The sequence below is a fragment of the Caenibacillus caldisaponilyticus genome, from assembly GCF_002003465.1.
GTDB classification, from domain to species: Bacteria; Bacillota; Bacilli; order Bacillales; family Sporolactobacillaceae; genus Caenibacillus; species Caenibacillus caldisaponilyticus.
Genome location: NZ_BDDQ01000046.1, coordinates 23,127 through 44,769 on the forward strand (window position 1 = coordinate 23,127; position 21,643 = coordinate 44,769).

General features: G+C 49.9%; 22 protein-coding genes, 1 pseudogene and 1 other annotated feature. Of the genes and pseudogenes, 16 read left to right on the top strand and 7 right to left on the bottom strand.

Annotated elements, in window-relative coordinates:
- Positions 1-42: 42 nt before the first annotated feature.
- The 5 genes from remB to dnaA all read right to left on the bottom strand — a co-directional run bounded on the left by remB (position 43) and on the right by dnaA (position 4,592).
- Complete coding sequence (gene remB, locus CCB157_RS12460; RefSeq protein ID WP_077616208.1) at positions 43-285, bottom strand: extracellular matrix regulator RemB; 243 nt, start codon at positions 283-285, stop codon at positions 43-45.
- An 11-nt stretch (positions 286-296) separates the two neighbouring features.
- Positions 297-1,421: a DNA replication/repair protein RecF gene (recF, locus tag CCB157_RS12465; RefSeq protein WP_077616209.1), complete on the bottom strand. Its 1,125-nt coding sequence runs from the start codon at positions 1,419-1,421 to the stop codon at positions 297-299.
- Positions 1,422-1,469: 48 nt separating this feature from the next.
- Entirely contained in the window at positions 1,470-1,700 is a 231-nt protein-coding gene (gene yaaA / locus CCB157_RS12470) for a S4 domain-containing protein YaaA (protein WP_077616210.1), read from the bottom strand.
- A 160-nt stretch (positions 1,701-1,860) separates the two neighbouring features.
- Complete coding sequence (gene dnaN, locus CCB157_RS12475; RefSeq protein WP_077616233.1) at positions 1,861-3,006, bottom strand: DNA polymerase III subunit beta; 1,146 nt, start codon at positions 3,004-3,006, stop codon at positions 1,861-1,863.
- Between the two features lie 221 nt (positions 3,007-3,227).
- Complete coding sequence (gene dnaA, locus CCB157_RS12480) at positions 3,228-4,592, bottom strand: chromosomal replication initiator protein DnaA (protein ID WP_077616211.1); 1,365 nt, start codon at positions 4,590-4,592, stop codon at positions 3,228-3,230.
- A 699-nt stretch (positions 4,593-5,291) separates the two neighbouring features.
- Here dnaA and rpmH point away from each other — a divergent pair.
- From rpmH to CCB157_RS12545, 12 genes are all read left to right on the top strand, one after another.
- On the top strand, positions 5,292-5,426 hold the full coding sequence (gene rpmH, locus CCB157_RS12485) for a 50S ribosomal protein L34 (protein WP_077616212.1): 135 nt from the start codon (positions 5,292-5,294) through the stop codon (positions 5,424-5,426).
- An 89-nt stretch (positions 5,427-5,515) separates the two neighbouring features.
- Complete coding sequence (rnpA, locus tag CCB157_RS12490; protein ID WP_077616213.1) at positions 5,516-5,875, top strand: ribonuclease P protein component; 360 nt, start codon at positions 5,516-5,518, stop codon at positions 5,873-5,875.
- On the top strand, positions 5,872-6,120 hold the full coding sequence (yidD, locus tag CCB157_RS12495) for a membrane protein insertion efficiency factor YidD (protein ID WP_077616214.1): 249 nt from the start codon (positions 5,872-5,874) through the stop codon (positions 6,118-6,120). Before rnpA ends, yidD begins: the two co-directional genes overlap by 4 nt.
- Positions 6,121-6,141: 21 nt before the next feature.
- A complete protein-coding gene (spoIIIJ, locus tag CCB157_RS12500) occupies positions 6,142-6,912 on the top strand; it encodes a YidC family membrane integrase SpoIIIJ (protein WP_077616215.1) in 771 nt (256 codons plus the stop codon).
- The gene (gene jag / locus CCB157_RS12505; RefSeq protein ID WP_077616216.1) at positions 6,909-7,553 is read left to right on the top strand and encodes an RNA-binding cell elongation regulator Jag/EloR; all 645 of its coding nucleotides are present in this window, start codon (positions 6,909-6,911) and stop codon (positions 7,551-7,553) included. Before spoIIIJ ends, jag begins: the two co-directional genes overlap by 4 nt.
- A gap of 484 nt (positions 7,554-8,037) precedes the next feature.
- Positions 8,038-9,414, top strand: a complete 1,377-nt coding sequence (mnmE, locus tag CCB157_RS12515; RefSeq protein ID WP_077616218.1) for a tRNA uridine-5-carboxymethylaminomethyl(34) synthesis GTPase MnmE — start codon at positions 8,038-8,040, stop codon at positions 9,412-9,414.
- Positions 9,415-9,443: 29 nt separating this feature from the next.
- Positions 9,444-11,330: a tRNA uridine-5-carboxymethylaminomethyl(34) synthesis enzyme MnmG gene (mnmG, locus tag CCB157_RS12520; RefSeq protein ID WP_077616219.1), complete on the top strand. Its 1,887-nt coding sequence runs from the start codon at positions 9,444-9,446 to the stop codon at positions 11,328-11,330.
- 14 nt (positions 11,331-11,344) lie between these two features.
- On the top strand, positions 11,345-12,052 hold the full coding sequence (rsmG, locus tag CCB157_RS12525; protein ID WP_077616220.1) for a 16S rRNA (guanine(527)-N(7))-methyltransferase RsmG: 708 nt from the start codon (positions 11,345-11,347) through the stop codon (positions 12,050-12,052).
- Positions 12,053-12,178: 126 nt separating this feature from the next.
- Positions 12,179-13,024 (top strand): nucleoid occlusion protein, encoded by an 846-nt coding sequence (gene noc / locus CCB157_RS12530; protein ID WP_077616221.1) that lies wholly within the window; start codon positions 12,179-12,181, stop codon positions 13,022-13,024.
- Positions 13,025-13,341: 317 nt separating this feature from the next.
- Entirely contained in the window at positions 13,342-14,094 is a 753-nt protein-coding gene (locus tag CCB157_RS12535) for a ParA family protein (RefSeq protein WP_439951326.1), read from the top strand.
- The gene (locus CCB157_RS12540; protein ID WP_077616223.1) at positions 14,091-14,945 is read left to right on the top strand and encodes a ParB/RepB/Spo0J family partition protein; all 855 of its coding nucleotides are present in this window, start codon (positions 14,091-14,093) and stop codon (positions 14,943-14,945) included. Before CCB157_RS12535 ends, CCB157_RS12540 begins: the two co-directional genes overlap by 4 nt.
- Positions 14,946-15,171: 226 nt before the next feature.
- Positions 15,172-15,882: a DUF554 domain-containing protein gene (locus CCB157_RS12545; RefSeq protein ID WP_077616224.1), complete on the top strand. Its 711-nt coding sequence runs from the start codon at positions 15,172-15,174 to the stop codon at positions 15,880-15,882.
- 30 nt (positions 15,883-15,912) lie between these two features.
- Here CCB157_RS12545 and yyaC read toward each other — a convergent pair whose 3' ends face one another.
- Positions 15,913-16,515, bottom strand: coding sequence for a spore protease YyaC (gene yyaC / locus CCB157_RS12550; RefSeq protein ID WP_077616225.1), 603 nt, complete (start codon positions 16,513-16,515; stop codon positions 15,913-15,915).
- A gap of 604 nt (positions 16,516-17,119) precedes the next feature.
- On the opposite strand from yyaC, the gene CCB157_RS12555 reads away from it, so the two are divergent.
- From CCB157_RS12555 to ychF, 4 genes are all read left to right on the top strand, one after another.
- A complete protein-coding gene (locus CCB157_RS12555) occupies positions 17,120-17,788 on the top strand; it encodes a response regulator (protein ID WP_077616226.1) in 669 nt (222 codons plus the stop codon).
- Between the two features lie 207 nt (positions 17,789-17,995).
- Positions 17,996-18,171, top strand: a binding site (T-box leader).
- 74 nt (positions 18,172-18,245) lie between these two features.
- Entirely contained in the window at positions 18,246-19,628 is a 1,383-nt protein-coding gene (locus CCB157_RS12560) for a glycine--tRNA ligase (RefSeq protein ID WP_077616227.1), read from the top strand.
- A 149-nt stretch (positions 19,629-19,777) separates the two neighbouring features.
- Positions 19,778-19,978 (top strand): DUF951 domain-containing protein, encoded by a 201-nt coding sequence (locus CCB157_RS12565; protein ID WP_077616228.1) that lies wholly within the window; start codon positions 19,778-19,780, stop codon positions 19,976-19,978.
- A 101-nt stretch (positions 19,979-20,079) separates the two neighbouring features.
- Positions 20,080-21,180 (top strand): redox-regulated ATPase YchF, encoded by a 1,101-nt coding sequence (gene ychF / locus CCB157_RS12570; RefSeq protein WP_077616229.1) that lies wholly within the window; start codon positions 20,080-20,082, stop codon positions 21,178-21,180.
- A 158-nt stretch (positions 21,181-21,338) separates the two neighbouring features.
- On the opposite strand, the pseudogene CCB157_RS17670 reads toward ychF, so the two are convergent.
- Positions 21,339-21,643, bottom strand: a pseudogene (locus CCB157_RS17670) (ISNCY family transposase); the annotation flags it as partial.

Here is a 21,643-nt window from a genome sequence, read left to right on the forward strand (position 1 = left end):
CCATCACCTGCTTTCTCTTTGCCGTTCGCCATGCTTGCACGTTTAATAGAAGTGCCGGGAGCGCTTTTTCAATGTGGTCGGAGAAAAAGGTGAAAAATATATATATTTATCGGTAATAACCACGGATTTCGTCATTTGGCGCCCGATGTCGCGGAGTTTGTTTTCCATTTTGGCCCGTTCGATGAGGGCTTTGTTTCCCTCGTCCTTAAGAAACAAGCCATAATTTATGATCGCGACGACTTCGTCTATCCGGATCACGGTGTCTTCGCCCAAGTGTATGAACATCGGCTACCCTCTCAATCCACAGTTTCGACGATTTCCCCGTTCTTCACCCGATAGGAGCGGGCCTCCCGGATCATTTCATGATCAATGCCGGCCACGCTTGTCGTCGTGACGATGGTTTGGACGCGCTCTTTAAACGTGGACAACAAATGCGTTTGGCGAACGTCGTCCAATTCGCTCAAAACGTCATCGAGCAAAAGCAGCGGATATTCCCCCACCTCGTCTGCAATTAACTCGATTTCTGCAAGTTTTAAAGATAACGCCGTCGTTCTCTGCTGTCCCTGTGACCCGTATGTTTGTACGTTTTTGTCATTGACTGCCAAATCCAAGTCGTCGCGATGAGGTCCGATGAGGGTTAAACCGCGTTCCATTTCCTTTTTCCGCACGTCGGCGAAAGCCTTTTCATACACTTCTTTTATCCTTGACAATTCCATGTCTTCTGATACGTCGCCGACGCTGGAGCGATAGTCCATCGAGAGCCGTTCACGCCCGTCCGTAATGCTTTGATGAATGTCCGCCGCCCAATCCCTGAGGAGCCGAATGAAACGCAAACGGCGATGGACGAGATCGGCGGCCAATTCTATCATTTGTGCGGTGAGAATGTCGAGCATGGACTGAACCGACCGATCCGAGCCGTCGGCATTTTTCAATAAGGCGTTGCGCTGCTCAAGTACTTTTTGGTATTGGGATAGGCGGTGAAGATATACGGGTTGTATTTGACCGATCTCCATGTCGATGAACCGGCGGCGGAGGCTGGGGCTTCCTTTCACGAGTTGCAAATCGTCCGGTGTGAACATGACGACATTGCACAAACCGACATATTGACTGAGCTTTTTCCTTTCGATGTGATTGGCTTTCGCCTTTTTCCCTTTCTTGGAAATCGTCAATTCCAGCGGAATCGTTCCGCTCTTTTTGTTCACTTTACCTTCTATTTTAGCATAATTCCGGCCCCATTGAATTAATTCTTTGTCGTGAGACGTCCGATGGGATTTGGCCATGCCCAAGACGTATACGGCTTCGAGCAAATTCGTTTTGCCTTGGGCGTTTTCCCCGATGAACACGTTGATGCCCTTCGACAGGGCGACGTCCAATTCGGTGTAATTGCGAAACTGTTTCACCTTTATGTTTTCCAAATACAAAAGGGTTTCCCCCTGTTCCAGCGGTACCGGAATAGATTTTGATGGCTCTTATTTCCGATCGACGATAAAGGTGCCGGCACCGTCCACCTCTACTGTGTCGCCCGGCACGAGCTTTTTGCCGCGCCGGGATTCCGGTTGTCCGTTGACGGTCACGCGGTTTTCCGAGAGAAAACGCTTGGCTTGTCCGCCCGTTCTAATGATTCCGACAAGCTTTAACAGTTGTCCCAACGTGATATAGGGTTCGTCGCGTTCAAGCCATACTCTTTCGCGCTCCGGCATACGCCTCTCCTTTCTCCTTTTCGGTAGATGGTTGTTTTTATTTTATCCGCGTAGCTCCCATTGCTTCCCCGAGAGATGCTGGACGCGTGCGGCCTGTAACTGCCGCGCCGCTGCCTCTCTAAAAAAGAAAAGGCCTAAACGCCTTTTCTTCCGCAAAGACTCAGTTGGTGCGAATCGGCAATATGAGCATGAGAATGTTGTCGTCATCCAACGGCCGGATTAAAAACGGCTTCATCGCGCCGGTGAACGTGACTTTGATTTCTTCCGCATCGATTCGCGTCAATGCATCCATCATGTATTTTGAACTGAAAGAAATCCGCATTTCTTCGCCGCTATGATCGATGACCGGTACGCTTTCATAAACCCGGCCGATTTCGGGCGATTGGGAAATGATTTCCACTCGTTTTTCCGCTTCGAACGTTTTCAATTTCACGACGTTGTTGCGTTCCTCGCGGGCCAATAACGACGCGCGATCGATCGCTTGTAAAAATTCCTTGGTATTTAAAATGATTTCGGTTTTGGCGTCTCTCGGAATGAGTCCGTCCGTTTCCGGGTAATTGCCTTCAAGCAACCGGGAAAAAAATTGAATGTTGTCGGTCTTGAATAAGATTTGATTCGAAGTGATGGCGATATCCACCCAGTCGTTCCCATTGTCATCGAGGATTTTTCCCAATTCGTTCAGGCTTTTCCCCGGTATGACCACATTTTTATATTCGACCGCCGGATCGACATCGACGGCTACCACCCGTTTGGCCAAACGGTGGCTGTCCGTTGCGACGCAAGTCAGGCGTCCGTTTTTGATCGCCCAATTTGCGCCCGTCAACACCGGCCGCGTTTCGGACGTCGAGACGGCATAAACGGTTTGGCGAATGACTTGTTTCAGCAAATCTTTTCGGATCGGCACGACGTTGTCCGCGCGGATCACGGGAAGCCTCGGATATTCTTCAGCATCCAATCCATTTAAGCTGAATTCCGCTTGTCCCGAGCGAATACGCGTGACAAACCGGCTGTCGACCTCGATGTCCACTTGATCGTTCGGAAGTTTTTTGACGATATCCGCGAAATAACGAGCGATGAGCACGATGCTTCCCGGTTGATGGATCTCAATCTTTTGCACGCCGTCTTCTTCGAGCGGAATGAAGGCTTGGATGGAGACATCGGAATCGCTTCCGGTCAATGTCAAACCTTCCGGCGTCGCCTCCAGTTTTATGCCGGTCAGGATTGGGATGGTCGTCCGTGGCGAGACTGCTTTCATCACGTGGTTCACGTTTTCCGCCAAGGCGTCGCGATAAACGGTCAGCTTCATGAGCAAACCGCTTTCACCCGCGATGGATGATGTAGCGAGAGCCAATGGAATTCCTCCTAGTGTATTTCTTTATTATTAAGTAATAAAAGCAGTAATAATAGTAATAGGCGTTGTGAGTTTGTGAATAAATGCCGTAAAACAAGAAAGATAGCGTTATCCACATGTGGACAAATTGTGAATAACGCGATCGCTAGGCCGCGAATTCTTAACAGGTCTGTGGATTATACCGGCGATTTCAAGTGCTCGGTGATCTCTTGGATTTCCCGGCGAAGATTTTGATCGGTTTCCAATAACTTTGAGATTTTTTCATGGGCGTGAATGACCGTCGTATGGTCCCGACCGCCGAATTCATCGCCGATTTTCGGGAGGGAGTAATCCGTCAATTCCCGAGCGAGATACATGGCGATTTGACGTGGAAAAGCGATGGATTTTGTCCGTTTTTTCGCGATGAAATCTTCGATTTTGACGTTGTAATGTTCGCCGACAGCGGCTTGAATGTCTTTAATGGTGATCGACTTAGGTTTGGAAGACGGAATGATATCCTTTAATGCTTCCGCCGCCAGGTCGACGTTAATGTCTTGGTTGATCAGTGAGGAATAGGCGACGACACGAATCAAGGCGCCTTCCAATTCCCGAATGTTGGTGTCGATTTGGTTGGCGATGTACAACATGACTTCGTTCGGCAAATCGAGACCTTCCGCCTTCGCTTTTTTCCGCAAAATCGCGATCCGCGTTTCCAGATCCGGCGGCGTGATGTCGGTGATCAAGCCCCATTCGAACCGCGAACGCAAGCGGTCTTCCAGCGTCGGTATTTCCTTAGGAGGGCGGTCGCTGGAGATGACGATTTGTTTCATGTCCTCGTGCAAGGCGTTAAAGGTATGGAAAAATTCTTCCTGGGTTTGTTCTTTTCCCGCCAAGAATTGAATATCATCTATTAATAAAACGTCGACGTTGCGATATTTGTTGCGAAAATTGTCCGCTTGATTGTCGCGGATCGCGTTGATGAATTCGTTGGTAAATTTTTCGGAGGACAAATAGACCACTTTGGCGTCGGGGTTGTGCTCCAATACATAATGACCGATGGCGTGCATCAAATGGGTTTTGCCCAGTCCGACCCCGCCGTAGATGAACAGCGGGTTGTAGGCCTTGGCCGGCGCCTCTGCAACGGCCAGCGATGCCGCGTGGGCGAACCGGTTGCCGGCACCGATCACGAAGGTATCGAACGTATATTTCGGATTCAGCATCGTCTTTCTCGTTTCTTTATTGTTGCGGTCGTCCCGGTGCGTATAGGCCGGCTTATGCTTCGGAATGTCGTAATAATCGTCATTTTCCTGATTGGATTGGGGGATGATGAATTTGACGCGGATATCCGTTCCCGTCAGGTCCTTGAGCGTCTCCATGATCAACCCGGTGTAATGGTTTTCCAGCCAGTCCCGCGCAAATTCGTTGGGCGCGGCAATGACGAGCACGTCGTCGCGGTATGAGTCGGCCGTCGTCGCTTTGAGCCACGTTTCAAAGCTCGGTTTGCTCAATTTCTTTTGTATCGACGCCAATGCCCTGCTCCATAATTCTTGAATGTCTTCCACATTTTGCCCCTCCTTGTCGAAGCGCAAGTTATCCACAGGGCTGTTCGACACCATTCAAGGTTTAAAAGGATTTATCGACACCTGCACGAGACTGTGAATAAAAAAATAACAGACCCTGAACAATGTCCACAAATTCATCCACAATCTGTGGAAAAGTATATGTTTTCAAGTGGTTATACAGCGACTAAAACACATTTAATCATATCAAAAACCCCTTGGTGGTGCAATGGATTTCGAAGATTTATCCACAGTCTTAAACGGCTGTGGGTAAATCTTGTAAACAGAGAATGAACATGTGAAAAATTTGTCGATAAATTGTTGGCGGGCAAAATGGATTAATCACAAGTCATCCACATGTGGATAAATTGCCGTCCGAATGGCGTTTAAGGTGGCGGCGGTGTCTATCATTCACTGGGAAAGATGGGCGAAGTAATCATTGGTTGTGGATTTTGGAAAAAAGGGAGGCACGGTTCGTAAAGCGGAGGGGGAAACGATGCGTATAGAGCGGAAGGCGATGAAGCGGGGTTTCCTTGCATTCGGACGGGCGGGCGTCGGCGCTCATCTTTCCGGGCGAAAGACGCCTTTTTAAGCGATGGGAGTGCCGCTATGCGCGGGAAGTCACCTTGACATTTTCCCCTGTGCAAATTATAATGAATCAGACTGTTTTTCATGTAGCGATCTCCCTGGGAGGTGTAATAGATGAAACGCACTTATCAACCGAATAATCGCAAGAGGAAAAAAGTGCACGGTTTTCGTGCCCGCATGAGCACTAAGAACGGACGTAAAGTGCTTGCGCGTCGCCGTCGCAAGGGTAGAAAAGTTTTGTCCGCTTAAGGCCACTGTCAGTCCGCAGTGGTCTTTTTTCCTAATGAGTTGGACAAAGCTTAGTCGCCGAGGTGCGCATATTTTGGGGCGATGTGCCGATGAAAAAGATCCAGCGTTTAAAGAAGAATAAAGATTTTCAAGAAGTCTTTAAGAACGGGCAGTCGACGGCGAACCGCCAGTTTGTCGTTTATGTGTTAAAAAAAGAGGGACAAGCTTATAACAGAGTCGGTTTGTCCGTAAGCAAAAAGTTGGGAAAGGCCGTCAAGCGCAATCGCATCAAGAGGTTGATTCGCGAGTCGGTTCGTGCGCTTGAAAACCGTTTCATCACGGGCGTGGATTGTGTTATCATTGCAAGGAAACCGGCTGCCGAGTTGGATTTTCATGAAACCTTGAGCTCTATCAAACACGTATTAAACCGCGCGGGGGTGCTTCAACCCCAAAGGGATGACCGCTCTTGAAGCAGATTGCCTTGGCGTTGATCGCCTTTTATCAAAAAGTGATTTCGCCCATGAAACCGCCGACGTGCCGTTTTTATCCGACTTGTTCGCAATACGGCATGGAAGCGATCCAACGTTTCGGCTTCTTTAAAGGCGGCTTTTTGACGATAAAACGCCTGGTCAAATGCCATCCGTTTCACCCGGGCGGTTTTGATCCCGTACCTGAACGATTTCCCGAAAAACGTTCCGCGAAAACTGATCGGTAGGAGAATAGGAGGTTAAATCGGTTGCGAAAAAAGGTTGTTTTTGCCTTATTCCTTATTTTGCTCATCGGTTTATTGACGGGCTGTTCGGACCTGCATAAGCCGATTACTCCGGAGAGCACCGGCATTTGGAACGAATGGTTTGTTTGGCCGCTCTCTTGGTTTATCACGAAAGTCGCCGATTTCTTCGGAGGGAGCTACGGCATCTCCATCATCGTCTGTACGATTTTGGTGCGGCTCGTCATCCTTCCTTTAATGATCAAACAATTGCAAAATTCGCGGGCGATGCAAGCCTTGCAGCCCGAATTGATGAAACTCAGGGAAAAGTACAGCTCCAAGGATGCGGAAACGCAAAAGAAATTACAGCAGGAAACGATGTTGCTTTTCCAAAAGTACAACGTCAATCCGCTGGCGGGTTGCTTTCCGATTCTTATTCAAATGCCGATTCTCATCGCGTTTTATCATGCGATTTATCGGACGCCTGAAATTCGGGAACACACCTTTTTATGGTTCAGCCTCGGACATCCCGACAAATTTTTCATTTTGCCTTTAATCGCTGCGGTGACGACTTTTATTCAACAGAAGCTGATGGTTGGACGCATGGGAAATGCCAATCCGCAGATGGCGGTCATGACCTATATTTTCCCGATCATGATTGCGATCGCCGCCATCAATTTCCCATCCGCGCTTGCGCTTTACTGGGTCATCGGTAACATTTTTATGATCTTTCAAACCTACTTTATGTACGCTCCCATGAAAAAGGAATCGAAGGAAACGGGAGGAGCTAAAAAGTGAAAGAGGTAACCGTCAGCGGGAAATCGGTGGACGAAGCCCTGGCTCTCGCCCTCGATCGGTTGCGGGTGGCGAGAGATCAGGTCGACGTCGAGGTTCTCGAAGAGCCGAAGAAAGGGTTATTCGGCTTTATCGGGTCGAGACCGGCGACGATTCGGGTTGCGGTGAAAACGGATCCCGTTCAAGAAGCCGCGGACTATTTGCTGAACATCGCCAGGAAAATCACCGGCGACGCGTCGATCGACGTTCAAGAATTAGGCGGTCGTGAATATGTGTTCAACATAAAAACGTCCAAACAAGCGATTTTGATCGGAAAAAAAGGCCAGACGCTCAATGCCCTCCAATACTTGGTCAATTTGCTTTGCAATCAACATGCGCAGCATAGAATCCGCATCGTTGTCGATGTCGAGGACTATCGGCAACGGCGTAAGGAGGCGCTTGAAAATCTCGCCCATCGCTCGGCGGAGAGAGTCGAACGGACGAGACATGCGGTGAAACTCGAGGCGATGCCGTCTTTTGAAAGGAAAATTGTACATAACGCCTTGCTTAACCATCCTTCGGTGACGACCCGTTCGGTCGGAGAAGAACCGAACCGCTCTGTCGTGATCGATTTAAAAGAAGCGTTAAAAGACGAGAAAAACTGATCGACGAGTTTGAGTGCCCGCCATTGCGCGGGTGTTTTTTTTTGCCGTTTGGTTAGACGGTTTTCCCGCTGCGTTTGGCTGCGTTTTAAACATGCGTCCCCCAGGCGCTCCGTTTTTCTTCTTCAGGATTCTCCGATTCGCCGCCCACGACCATCCTCATGCGCTTCCGCTTTTATTCCGGTTGAACGGCGGCCCATTTTTGGCCGGACAAGACGGCCAATGCCCCTTGCCGATAACAGCATGTCTTTTCCCAAGCGTTGATCACGGTCCGGCGGTTGAGCGATCAGGATTATCCTCATGTGAATAAAAACGGCAAAGCAAAACTTGTCCACATGGAAAAACATGAACGGCTCCGAAACTTTATCCACAGTTGATTTTGTGTTATCCTATACCTTTAGGAGACTTATCCATTGTGGATAACTCCCCGCGCCCCGAGTGTTCTCGGGCGCCGGGTCCGGACTTTGCTTGAAAGAGGGTGAAGCAAGTGGAAGCTGATACCATTGCGGCCGTCTCTACGCCCATGGGGGAAGGAGCGATTGCCATTGTCCGCGTCAGCGGCGATGAAGCGATCGCCATCACGGACCGCATTTACAAGGGTAAAAAGCCGCTTGTGGAAGTCCCATCACATACGATCCACTACGGTAAAATCATAGATCCCGCGACCGGACAGGCGGTCGAAGAAGTCATGGTTTCGGTGATGAAGGCCCCGAAGACGTTCACGAGGGAGGACGTCGTGGAAATAAACTGTCACGGCGGACTCGTTTCCGTGAATCGGGTGCTGGAACTCGTCTTGAATGCGGGCGCGCGCCTCGCCGAACCGGGCGAATTTACAAAGCGTGCCTTTTTGAACGGGCGCATCGATCTGTCGCAGGCGGAAGCGGTGATGGATCTGATCAGGGCGAAAACCGACCGGGCGATGAAGATCGCGATTGGGCAGATGGAGGGAAGATTGTCGAAGCTTGTCAAAAGCTTGCGGCAAACCTTGATTGAAATGATCGCCGCCGTTGAAGTCAACATCGACTATCCCGAATACGACGCGGAAGAAGTCACCCATCCGCTTTTGCTGCGGCAAGCCCGTTCCGTTCGCGAGCAAATTGAATCTTTATTGACGACCGCAAAACAAGGTAAAATCCTGAGGGAAGGTTTATCGACCGCGATCATCGGCCGGCCGAACGTCGGGAAATCTTCATTGTTGAACAGCCTCGCCCACGAAAATAAGGCGATAGTGACCGATATTCCGGGGACGACGCGCGATGTCATTGAAGAATACGTGAACGTGCGCGGCGTGCCGTTAAGGCTTATCGATACCGCCGGCATTCGGGAGACCGATGATGTCGTGGAAAAAATCGGCGTCGAGCGCTCGCGGCAGGTGTTGAAAAAAGCGGATCTCATTTTGTTGCTGTTGAACAACAATGAACCGCTCACCGAAGAAGATCGGCGCTTGTTTGCGGCCATTGAGAACATGGATGCCATCATCATCATCAATAAAATGGATCTGCCGACGGCGCTCGATCATGACGAAGTGCGGAAATTGGCGGCCGGCCGGCCGGTCATTACGACCTCTTTATTAAAAGAGGAAGGGATAGACCGGTTGGAAGAAGCGATCGCTTCGTTGTTTTTCAGTGAGGGTGTGGAGGCGCAAGATGTCACGTATGTGTCCAACACGCGCCACATCGCTCTCTTGAACCGGGCGCTTGCGGCCATCGACGATGCGATCGGTGCCATCGAATCGGGGCTGCCGATTGATATGGCCCAAATTGATATTCGCAAGGCTTGGGAAATTCTCGGTGAAATCATCGGAGATACCGTTTCTGAAAGCTTGATTGATCAATTGTTTTCACAATTTTGTCTCGGCAAATAAAATTTTTATTGGAAAAAGGTGACTAAAAAATGACGTATTTGGCAGGAGAATACGACGTAATCGTTGTCGGTGCCGGCCATGCCGGGTGTGAAGCCGCTCTTGCCGCCGCCAGAATGGGTGCGAAAACCCTTGTGCTCACGCTCAATCTGGACACGATTGCCTTCATGCCGTGCAACCCGTCGATCGGCGGGCCGGCGAAAGGCGTGGTAGTTCGGGAAATCGATGCGCTCGGCGGTGAAATGGGGCGGAACATCGACAAAACGAATATCCAAATGCGGATGTTGAACACCCGTAAAGGTCCCGCTGTTCGCGCTTTGCGGGCGCAAGCCGACAAGTTTTTGTATATCCGGGAAATGAAGCGGACGTTGGAGCGAACCGAAAATCTTACCTTGCAACAAGGCATGGTTGAACGGTTGATCGTTGAAAACGGCGTCTGCAAAGGCGTGATCACGAAAACGAACGCCGAATATCGGGCGAAGGCGGTCGTGCTGACGACCGGAACGTTTTTGCGCGGAAAAATCATCATCGGCGATCTTTCGTACGACAGCGGTCCGAATAACATGCAGCCGTCGATCAATCTTTCTTACCATTTGCAAGAACTCGGGTTCGAATTGGTCCGTTTTAAAACCGGGACCCCGCCGCGCGTGAACAGCAACACGATCGATTACAGCAAAACGGAAATCCAACCCGGCGATGATGAACCGCGCGCTTTTTCGTACGAAACGACGGAATACAATACCGACCAAATCCCGTGTTGGCTGACGTATACGAGCCCGAAAACCCACGAATTGATCAGTGAAAATCTGGACCGCGCGCCGATGTATTCCGGAAAGATTAAAGGCACCGGCCCTCGGTATTGCCCGTCGATCGAAGACAAGGTGGTGCGGTTCAGCGACAAGCCGCGTCATCAAATCTTCCTTGAACCGGAAGGTCGGGAAACGGATGAGGTGTATGTCCAAGGGTTGTCGACGAGTTTGCCGGAAGACATTCAAAGGGAAATTTTGAAGACGATTCCGGGACTTGAAAACGCGACGATGATGCGGCCCGGTTACGCGATTGAATACGACGCCATCGTCCCGACGCAATTGTGGCCGTCTCTCGAGACGAAAAAGATCAAAGGATTGTTTACCGCCGGGCAAATCAACGGAACATCCGGTTACGAGGAAGCGGCCGGACAAGGCATCATCGCTGGGATCAACGCGGCCCGTTCGGTTTTCAACCAAGATCCCATCATCCTCGACCGGTCGCAGGCGTATATCGGCGTGCTGATCGACGATCTTGTCACGAAAGGCACTAACGAACCTTACCGGCTGTTGACGTCGCGGGCGGAATACCGTTTGCTTCTCCGCCATGACAACGCCGATTTAAGATTGACTGAAATCGGTTATCAAATCGGTTTGATTTCCGAGGAGCGTTATCAACGGTTCCTGAAAAAGAAACAACTGATTGAAAAGGAAAAAGAACGGTTGGCCAATCTCACGATCAAGCCGACCGATGAGGTGCAACGATTGATCGAAACCAACGGCGGACAACCGTTGAAAGAACCGGTGAGCGCCTCCCAATTTTTAAAACGGCCGGAAATCACTTATCAAGATATTGCGGCGATTTGTCCCGCCGATGAAGACATCCCCGCCGATGTCGCCGAACAGGTGGAAATACAGATTAAATACGAAGGTTATATCGCCAAACAAATGCAGCAAGTGGAACGCATGAAGAAAATGGAGGAAAAACGCCTGCCTGAAGACCTCGACTACTATGCGATCAATGGGTTGGCGACGGAAGCCAAGCAAAAATTGAGCCAAGTTCGCCCGCTTTCCATCGGTCAGGCGTCGCGCGTATCGGGCGTCAACCCGAGCGACATCTCGATTCTTCTCGTTTATTTGGAACACGGAAAGTTGGCCAAAGTGGCCGAATGAATCGGAGGCCATCCATGGAGGAATTTGCAATATTGTTGGAGGAGAAAGGCATCGGCCTTTCTCCTCTGCAAAAAAAACAATTCGATACATACTACGAAACACTCATCGCCTGGAATGAAAAAATGAATTTGACGGCGATTACCGACCGCCATGGCGTCTATTTGAAACACTTTTATGATTCGCTGACACCCGGTTTTTTTTATGATTTCAGCGGGACTTCCAGCTTGTGCGACGTCGGTTCGGGAGCGGGTTTCCCATCGATCCCGTTAAAAATCGTTTTTCCGCATCTCAAGGTGACCATCGTCGATGCGCTGAAAAAGCGGCTCGTTTTTCTTGAAGCGTTGATCAATGCTCTCGGCTTAGAGGGGGTTGCGCTCCATCACGATCGTGCCGAAACCTTTGGCCGCCGGAAGGAATTTCGGGAATCCTTCGATGTCGTCACCGCCCGCGCGGTCGCCCGTTTAAACGTGCTGTGTGAATATTGCCTGCCGTTGGCGAAAACCGGGGGAATGTTCATCGCGATGAAAGGGGCGAGCGGCGAAGAAGAATTAAAGGAAGCGGGACGTGCCGTGGCGACGCTCGGCGGAACGGTCGATAAAGTTGAAAGGTTTACGCTGCCGCAAGAACAAAGCCAAAGGCATCTCATATTCATTGAAAAGATTAAATCGACGCCTAAAGCCTATCCGCGCAAACCGGGGATACCGAAAAAAGATCCGTTATGAGATGTTCCACGTGGAACATCGGCGGGTTGCAGGAAATTCCCGACGGCATAACGAATATAATAAACGTCTTCCTATCAACCTTTTCACCTTTAATTTCAGCGGGAAGATACAAGGGTGGTGTTCCGCATGAGGCATCCTTTCTCCAAGCTCTTTGGTCAAGGGGAAAATCAAGAAACGGAAGAACAACTGCAAAATGAAAAGGTAGAAGAACTTGAGGTTTCGGCGATTGTCCCCAATCGGTATCAGCCGAGAACCGTTTTTAACGACGATAAAATTGAAGAGTTGGCGCAAACGATCGAAACGCACGGCATGATCCAGCCCATCGTCGTCCGAAAATGTGAAGACGGGAAATATGAGATCATCGCGGGCGAGAGGCGGTGGCGCGCTGTATCCCATTTGGGTTGGGAAAAGGTGCCGGCGATCATCAAGGAATATGATGATAAGCAGACCGCGGCGGTCGCCCTCATCGAAAATTTGCAACGCGAGGAATTGACGCCGATTGAAGAGGCGATGGCGTATGCCAAATTGTTGGACATTCACGGGTTGACTCAGGAAAGTCTTGCCCAACAACTCGGCAAAGGCCAATCGACGATCGCGAACAAATTGCGGCTTCTTAAATTGCCGGCCTCCGTACAGAACGCTTTATTGGAGAAAAAGATCAGCGAGCGGCACGCGCGTGCGTTGCTCGCTTTGAAAGATTCCCCTGAAAAGCAGGAAAAATTGTTGCAGGAAATTATTGAAAAGCAATTGAACGTCAAGCAGACCGAGATGCGGATCAAAAGCATGCTCGGCACCAAACCGGAAAAGAAACGAAGCCGGAAATCGGTGGTTTTAAATAAAGATGTGCGCATTGCGGTGAACACGATACGGCGCTCCGTGAACATGGTGACGGAAACCGGCATTCAAATCGATACCGACGAAGCGGATATGGGTGACTATTACCAATTCACCATCCGCATTCCGAAAAAATAAGAGGCAGAGGATCAGCAAAGGGAAACCGATACGGGTTTCCTTTTTTCTTCCGGACATGTGTGAATGGATGTCAAGAGCGAGCCATTCAAATAAGGTCAAAGAAAAAACGGCCGTTTGCACGGGTTCAGTCTGATTTTCTCTGAACTCTTTTTTTTATTTTATGAAGACGTCTGTTTTTATCCTCTATAAAACTATTGTTTATGTATTTGCGGAAAATCGGATTTTTAAACTTTTTGCTTTCAACTATAAAACTCGTGTCTGTTCATGCTAAAATGATATTATATGAGGAAGTGCTTGGGTAGGTGAATGGTGTGGGAATGGTATTATCGGTAGCCAACCAAAAGGGGGGAGTCGGAAAAACGACGACTTCCGTTAATTTAAGCGCCTGTATGGCGTATATGGGCAAAAAGGTACTCTTAATCGATATCGATCCCCAAGGCAATGCGACAAGCGGAGTGGGTATCGACAAAGGGGAAGTCGATGAATGCATATATAATGTTTTGGTTGAAGACGTTCATCCGAAAGACGTGATCAAGCCGACCGATGTGGAAGGGCTCGACGTCATTCCGTCCACCATTCAGTTGGCCGGTGCCGAGATCGAACTCGTGCCGACGATTTCGCGTGAAGTTCGGTTGGCGCGCGCATTGGAAAAGATTAAAGACGAATACGATTACATCATTATCGACTGCCCACCGTCTCTCGGGTTGTTGACGATCAACGCGTTGACCGCCTCCGATTCCGTCATCATACCCGTTCAATGCGAATATTACGCGCTCGAAGGGCTGAGCCAACTGTTGAATACTGTGCGTCTCGTGCAAAAACATTTAAATCACGACTTAATGATCGAGGGCGTGCTCTTGACGATGTTGGATGCACGAACCAATCTCGGCCTGCAAGTCATCGATGAAGTCAAAAAATATTTTCGCGATAAGGTTTATCAAACGATTATTCCGCGAAATGTACGGTTAAGCGAAGCGCCGAGCTACGGGAAACCGATCATCATCTATGATCCGAAATCGCGCGGTGCGGAAGTTTATCTAGAGTTGGCGAAGGAAGTGATGAACGGGTGACGAGGCGTTTAGGCAAGGGGATCGACGCGCTGTTTCCCGAATCCGCTCTCGATGATTTGTCATCGGTCCATGAAGTAAAGTTGAAGGATTTGCGGCCCAACCCTTACCAGCCGAGGAAAAGCTTCGACGAAGCCGCCATTCAAGAACTGAAGCATTCGATTGAACAGCACGGTATCATTCAACCGTTGATTGTCAGGAAAAGCATAAAGGGCTATGAGATTGTCGCCGGTGAGCGCCGCTATCGGGCGGCCATTGAAGCCAAATTGAAAACCGTTCCCGTTGTTATCAAGTCGTTAACCGATCAACAAATGATGGAGGTCGCGTTGATCGAGAACTTGCAACGGGAGGATCTCAATCCGATCGAAGAGGCGCAAGCCTACCGGAAGCTTATGGATGAACTCGGGCTGACGCAAGAGGAATTGGCGAAGAAAGTTGGAAAGAGCCGGCCGCACATCGCCAACCACTTGCGCTTGCTTCAGCTGGATCGCTCCGTTCAGTCGCTCATCGCCGAAGGCAAATTGTCGATGGGCCACGGCAGGACGTTGCTGTCGTTGAAGGATAAAAAGAAATTGCCGCTCGTCGTCGATCGGGTCATCAAGGAAGAAATGAATGTCCGCGACTTGGAAAAGCTCGTGCAAAAGCTGAATCAAGATGTTCCACGTGAAACATCGAAGAAAAAGAAAAAAGCGAAGCTGGATCCGATTTTAAAAGAAAAAGAAAAGTTGCTTCAACAACGGTTCGGAACCGCCGTGACGATCAAGCCGACTTCGAAAAAAGGTAGAGGAAAAATTGAGATTGAATATTATTCCTCCGATGATTTAAACCGCGTTCTGGAATTGCTGGAAGGATGACCGAAGAACCACGGAGCCGAGCGGTTCTTTTCTTCTTTTCCGGCATGAAAGAAAGAATTCTCTTTTTTATTTATGAATACCTTGGCGCAACAGTGGCTGACATACTATCTGTTGGGTTGTATGCCACATAAGGTGCAAAATTGAAAAGCGCAGCTGCCTTCGGCGCGAGGCTGGTTAAACTTGGGCACCTATCTCTTTCATCTTGAAAAGCGGAGCGATGCCATCGATGGTTTTATTAGGAACGATTGTGAACGCCGCTGCCATCGTCATGGGCGGTCTGATTGGAACATTATTGCACAACATTCCGGAGCGCATGAAGACGACGGTGACCCAGGGAATGGCGCTTGCGGTCGTCGTATTGGGGCTGGAGATGGCTTTTCAAAGCAAACAATTTTTGATTGTCATCGCAAGCCTGGCAATAGGCGGAGTAATCGGTGAATGGATCGATCTCGATCATGTTCTTAACCGGCTGGGGCGCTGGTTGGAAAAAAAGATCGGTGTCGCCGAACAGCAAGAAGCGGGCGTCGCCAAGGCGTTTGTGACCGCGACGCTCGTGTTTGTCATCGGAGCCATGGCCATCATTGGCGCGATCCACAGCGGAATGAACGGGGATCATCGGGTGCTCTATACGAAGTCGATGCTCGACGGTTTTTTTGCCGTTATTTTTTCCACGACGCTTGGGATCGGCGTGATCTTTTCGGCCATTCCCGTCTTCCTTTACGAAGGGTCAATCGCATTGGCGGCGACGGCTATTATTCAAAAAGTGCCTGATCCGTTGCTGCAAAGCCTCATCAAAGAGCTTACTGCGGACGGCGGCATTCTTATCGCGGCGATCGGGCTAAACCTTTTAAACATCGTGAAGATCAGAACGGCCAATTTATTGCCGAGCTTAGTCATTGTACCGATCGCGGCCGCGCTCCTTTATGTTTTAAAGTGACGCCGCTTCATTATATCCGGAGGCGGCGTCTCATTGAATGTTGATTTTGGCGTAAGGCACCCGGCGTCGTTGCAGGGCACCGTGCAGGCAATCGCCGATGATTTCGGCCATTTTCATGACGAGCGACAATCTCGTGTTTTGAAGAACGAAATATTCCATATAGCCGCTTGCGTTGACGACGCCGGTCACGTGCATGTCGCCGACCGGCGGCAAGTTTTTTTTGACGCCCGCACCGGGTAAGACCGGGCCGTCGGCAACGGTGATGAAGCCGATGTTGTTGGCGCGGCCGAGACAAGCGTCAACGGCAATGACATACGGTTCCTGAAGCTCTCGGTATATGCCTTCCAACGCGTCTTGCAGATTAACGGCGTGCACCGGATCGTCCAATGTGCCGTACAATCGGTAGGTGCGGTCATGGTACCCGGTCATTCGGGAACCGACGAGGGGGCCGAGGGAATCCCCAGTTGAACGGTCGGTGCCGATGCAAACGACCGCGATGGGCCGATGTTCATTAACAGCGGCAATTTTCCGCTCAAGCGCTCTGGTCAGCTTTAACCGGGAAATGGGGTCATTATAGTGGATTTTGAATTCGGAGCCTTTGATGAACATCTGAAACGTTTCCTTGAAATTCATAGATTTTCCCCCCTTTCGGATAACATTAACAGTATACGGACAATAAAACATTTCTATACGTGGGACAAATCCAAATATCTCCTCTTGAAAAACATCACCTAACGTAAAAAATAGTTTCCGTCCTTTATTTCCCATTTGATGCTTCTTCCATATTTAATGGCTTTAAAGCGGCAAGCGATCGGCAACAAGCAATTTCCATAAAATGATTAAAAATACAAGTATAGTAAATCAACCGTGACATGACCGTCATGATAGGTCTTAGGTTGTACGTCGATTACAACCATTTCGGATGAAGTCAGCTGAAAAGAGAATCTGAAGGTTAATATTGTAGTCCATCCGGCATAGAAATTTGCTCCATTTGGATGACAGAATGCGTTTCATCCATTAAAATGTTAATTAAAATATCATTAATAATATTTTGTCATAGTCTGCCGCTCGAGCGCATCGGGAGCTCATCATTCGCTTCGGTTGTCCTCTGACGCTTATTTTCTCGCGTCTGAAATACGGTATATTTCAGCATGTCTTGTCGGCGTGAAAAGGGCATGGTTTTCATTTCCTATGGCCGAAATAGACGCAATTTTCCATAAATGGGAGAGAACAGAAAATGATCAACGTGATGCTTGTCGATGATCACGCCATTCTCAGGGACGGTTTGCGATATATTTTGGATCGGGAGACGGACATCCGCTTGATGGCAGAGGCGGCCTCGGGAGAAGAAATGGTGGAAAAGCTGGAGAGTTTACAAGAAAAACCCGATGTCATCATTATGGACATCAGTTTGCCGGGCATGGACGGCTTGGAAGCGACGGGTTATGTGAAGCGAAAATATAAAGGCATCAAAGTGTTGATCTTGACCGTATCAAACCATGACGACAGTTTAATGCGGGCGCTGGCAAAAGGGGCTGACGGCTATCTTTTAAAAGAGTCGCCGGCCGCGGAGCTCATCGAAGCGATTCGCACCGTCGCGAAGGGTGAGTCGATCCTTCATCCGAGTTTGACGAAAAAATTGTTCCAATACCACCGCCAAGGCGAAAATAAAGATATGGGGCTGACGCAAAGAGAAAAAGAGGTCCTGCTCTGTTTGGTTCAAGGATTGAGCAATAAAGAAATCGCCCGGAAATTGTTCATTAGCGACAAAACCGTGAAAATCCACGTCAGCCGCATTTTTAAAAAGTTGAACGTGAAAAACCGGGCCCAGGCGGTGATCAACGCGGTCAAATACGATCTTGTCGACCTGCCTCAAAGCAAACCGGTACGTAAAACAAAGAGATGAGCAGAACGGCGATCACAAAAAAGCGCGGGCATGCCTTGGGCTTTGGCGAACGAGGAACGGTTTTGGCGCGTGAAACGTTGGGCTTTTCTTTGTTTTCGCACGTTGATCGCTCGGCGGGAAAGCCGTATAATACAAATAAGATCTCTCTGCGCGTTCAGATTGGCTTTTTATGAGAACAGGGTTTATCATGGCATTACAATTGAATCATCCAGGGTGATGAAGGAAAGGAGTACCCTTCAGGCTCCGACACAGCGACCCGGAGGCGGTGCGAGTCCGGGCGGAAGCGAAGGGGAACGGCAGTCCTGAGCCTTTATTAAAATAAGCGGACGCGTGTTAAGGCGCGTCAATTAGGGTGGAACCGCGGGCATGCTCCCGTCCCTAGGCTATGTGCGGCCTACGGACGGGAGTTTTCATTCATTCGGAAAAAGTTTGAAAACAATACAGAGGTGAAGACGTCATGGCGAAAAGTATGGAACAAATCGTCAATCTGGCCAAGCAAAGAGGCTTTGTCTTTCCGGGTTCGGAAATTTACGGCGGGCTCGCCAATACCTGGGACTACGGGCCGCTCGGTGCCGAATTGAAAAATAACGTCAAACGCGCCTGGTGGAAAAAATTCGTTCAGGAATCGGAATTGAACGTCGGCCTCGATTCGGCGATTTTGATGAATCCGAAAACGTGGGAAGCGAGCGGCCATTTGAAAAACTTCAATGACCCCATGATCGATTGCAAACAGTGCAAATCCCGGCATCGCGCCGACAAGCTGTTGGAGGCCGCCGTCGATCCGGCCGAATTGGGGCGCCCGATCGAAGCGTTGACCTTTGATGAGATGGATCAATTGATCAAGGAACGCGGCATCAAATGCCCGCACTGCGGCGCCCAGGATTTCACGCCTGTGCGGCAATTCAATCTGATGTTCAAAACCTATCAAGGCGTCACGGAGTCAAGCGCGGATGAAATCTATTTGCGTCCGGAAACGGCGCAAGGCATTTTTGTCAATTTCAAAAATGTTCAACGCGTCATGCGGAAAAAGCTTCCCTTCGGCATCGCCCAGATCGGAAAATCGTTTCGGAATGAGATCACGCCGGGGAATTTCACGTTCCGCACGCGGGAATTCGAGCAGATGGAACTCGAGTTTTTCTGCAAGCCCGGCGAGGAATTGGAATGGTTCAACTACTGGCGCCAGTTCAGCAAAGACTGGCTGCTGTCGCTCAACATGAAGCCGGAAAACGTCCGGCTGCGCGATCACGAACCGGAAGAATTGCCGCATTACAGCAATGCCACGACGGACATTGAATACCAATTCCCGTTCGGTTGGGGCGAGCTGTCCAGCATTTCCTCGCGAACGGATTACGATCTGAAGCGGCATATGGAACTGTCCGGCGAAGATTTACAATACATCGACCAAACGACGAATGAACGCTACATTCCTTATGTCGTCGAACCGTCGCTCGGCTGCGATCGCGTGACACTCGCATTTTTGATTGATGCCTATGACGAAGAAAAATTGAACGACAATGAAACGCGGACGGTCCTGCGCCTGCATCCTGCCCTTTCGCCTTACAAGGCCGCGGTTTTGCCGCTTTCGAAGAAGCTCGGCGAAGAAGCGGTCGAAATCTATCGCGAGTTGTCCAAACGGTTCATGGTCGATTATGATGAAACGGGATCGATCGGCAAGCGTTATCGCCGCCAAGACGAAATCGGCACGCCCTATTGCATCACCTATGACTTTGATTCGAAGGAAGACGGCAAGGTGACGGTGCGGGATCGCGATACCATGGAACAAGTCCGCCTTCCGATATCGGAAGTCGCGGCGTTCCTTGAAGAAAAACTGGCCTATTAATCGACGAGTCAGATGTTGGGGCAAAACATTCGGTTGAGTTGCCAAGAAAATGAATTCCGCTCTGCTTGCAAAGGTGAACAGCGAAAAACGATGGTCTGTTTGGATCGTGGACATGGTTATAAAAAAGCAGTTCAGCGGAGGGACGAGGGATGACTGTCGATAAAACGTTTCAATTGTATGACATTGTGGAGATGAAAAAACCGCATCCTTGCGGGGAAAACCGCTGGCAAATCATCCGGATGGGCGCCGACATCCGCATCAAATGCCAAGGATGCGGGCACAGCGTCATGATGCCGCGAAGCGAATTCAAGCGCAAATTGAAGAAAGTCATCGCGCAGCAAGAAGAATAAAAACGGCGGGCGGTCCCGCCGGATCGCAGAAGATTGGACGCGTCCGGGGCGGCCGCCGCGCCCGACAGAGTGGTTCGGGATAACGATGGGAGGTAGACACGATGGGTTTGACGGCAGGAATCGTAGGTTTGCCGAACGTTGGGAAATCGACGTTGTTTAACGCGATCACGCAGGCTGGAGCTGAATCCGCCAACTATCCGTTTTGCACGATCGATCCCAATGTCGGCATCGTCAACGTACCGGATGAGCGGCTGCAAGTGTTAACCGACATGTTTCAACCGAAACAGACGATTGCGACGACGTTCGAATTCACTGACATCGCCGGCCTCGTCAAGGGAGCGAGCAAAGGCGAAGGCTTGGGCAACCAGTTTCTTTCCCACATCCGCCAAGTCGATGCGATTTGCCACGTCGTCCGCTGTTTTGAAGATAAAAATATCACCCATGTCGCGGGGAAAGTCGATCCAATCGACGACATTGAAACGATCAACTTGGAATTGATTCTTGCCGATTTGGAAACGGTCAACAAGCGGATCGGCCGGGTCGAAAAAATCGCGAAGCAAAAAAACAAAGAAGCGATGACGGAATTGGCTGCCTTGGAAAAACTGAAAGCCGCCTTTGAAAACGGGCAACCGGCGCGCGGCGTCGACCTGACCGATGAAGAAAAAGCGAGCATTAAACCGCTCAACCTGCTGACGATCAAACCGATGCTGTACGTCGCCAACGTTTCGGAAGACGACATCGCCAGCGGCGAAGACAACGGTTTTGTCGAGCAGGTCAAAGCATATGCCGAAAAAGAAGGGGCGGAAGTCGTCGTCATTTCCGCGAAAATCGAAGCGGAACTTGCCGAGCTTGAGGGCGATGAAAAGGAAAGCTTTCTTAAAGAGCTCGGCATCGAACGGTCGGGGCTGGATCAATTGATCGAGAAAAGTTATAAGTTGCTCGGGCTCGCCACCTTTTTCACCGCCGGAGAAAAAGAAGTGCGGGCATGGACCTTTAAGCGCGGCATGAAAGCCCCGCAAGCGGCGGGCATCATTCACAGCGATTTCGAGCGCGGGTTTATCCGCGCCGAAGTGGTGTCTTATGACGATCTCGTCGCGGCCGGTTCGATGGCGAAGGCAAAGGAAATGGGGAAACTGCGCCTCGAAGGCAAAGACTATCTCGTTCAAGACGGGGATATTGTGCATTTCCGGTTTAATGTATAAAAGAAAACCGAGGACGGGCAGCGGGTGAAGAAGCGTCGGCGTCCGTCATGGCTTTTCCCGGTTGATCAAAGGGCACCGGCTGTCAAGCGTCAGTGAAAATGTCATACTAACGCGTCAGTGAATATGTCACTGATATATTTACTTTGACCTCAGTTCATTCAAGCCGGTTTCAGTTCCTTTGAATTCGTGGGCCTATATTTGCGCCAAGGATGATCAGGTCCTGGCTTGTACGATTTCTTTTCTGAGCTCTCCTTTTTCTTTTCAGGAGTTTTTGCCGCTTTGTTCCGGGTTGCTTCCATCAAGGGGTAGGGCTTACCTTTGTACCAGACAAACAGTCTGCCATCCAGCGTTTTTCGGACTTCCACCGGCGTTTTGGCCGGAATGGTTGGACTGGAATTTGGGACGTCGAGGATGTACGTTTTTCCTCGGTAGGAGATGGTTTCTCCAGGTCCGACGATCCGTT

What these genes read in the sequence shown, in the direction of transcription:
- remB (WP_077616208.1), bottom strand. Translation starts at nt 285, where the DNA reads ATGTTCATACACTTGGGCGAAGACACCGTGATCCGGATAGACGAAGTC.
- yaaA (WP_077616210.1), bottom strand. Translation starts at nt 1,700, where the DNA reads ATGCCGGAGCGCGAAAGAGTATGGCTTGAACGCGACGAACCCTATATC.
- dnaN (WP_077616233.1), bottom strand. Translation starts at nt 3,006, where the DNA reads ATGAAGCTGACCGTTTATCGCGACGCCTTGGCGGAAAACGTGAACCAC.
- rpmH (WP_077616212.1), top strand. Translation starts at nt 5,292, where the DNA reads ATGAAACGCACTTATCAACCGAATAATCGCAAGAGGAAAAAAGTGCAC.
- rnpA (WP_077616213.1), top strand. Translation starts at nt 5,516, where the DNA reads ATGAAAAAGATCCAGCGTTTAAAGAAGAATAAAGATTTTCAAGAAGTC.
- mnmG (WP_077616219.1), top strand. Translation starts at nt 9,444, where the DNA reads ATGACGTATTTGGCAGGAGAATACGACGTAATCGTTGTCGGTGCCGGC.
- rsmG (WP_077616220.1), top strand. Translation starts at nt 11,345, where the DNA reads ATGGAGGAATTTGCAATATTGTTGGAGGAGAAAGGCATCGGCCTTTCT.
- noc (WP_077616221.1), top strand. Translation starts at nt 12,179, where the DNA reads ATGAGGCATCCTTTCTCCAAGCTCTTTGGTCAAGGGGAAAATCAAGAA.
- CCB157_RS12535 (WP_439951326.1), top strand. Translation starts at nt 13,342, where the DNA reads ATGGTATTATCGGTAGCCAACCAAAAGGGGGGAGTCGGAAAAACGACG.
- CCB157_RS12545 (WP_077616224.1), top strand. Translation starts at nt 15,172, where the DNA reads ATGGTTTTATTAGGAACGATTGTGAACGCCGCTGCCATCGTCATGGGC.
- yyaC (WP_077616225.1), bottom strand. Translation starts at nt 16,515, where the DNA reads ATGAATTTCAAGGAAACGTTTCAGATGTTCATCAAAGGCTCCGAATTC.
- CCB157_RS12555 (WP_077616226.1), top strand. Translation starts at nt 17,120, where the DNA reads ATGATCAACGTGATGCTTGTCGATGATCACGCCATTCTCAGGGACGGT.
- CCB157_RS12560 (WP_077616227.1), top strand. Translation starts at nt 18,246, where the DNA reads ATGGCGAAAAGTATGGAACAAATCGTCAATCTGGCCAAGCAAAGAGGC.
- CCB157_RS12565 (WP_077616228.1), top strand. Translation starts at nt 19,778, where the DNA reads ATGACTGTCGATAAAACGTTTCAATTGTATGACATTGTGGAGATGAAA.
- ychF (WP_077616229.1), top strand. Translation starts at nt 20,080, where the DNA reads ATGGGTTTGACGGCAGGAATCGTAGGTTTGCCGAACGTTGGGAAATCG.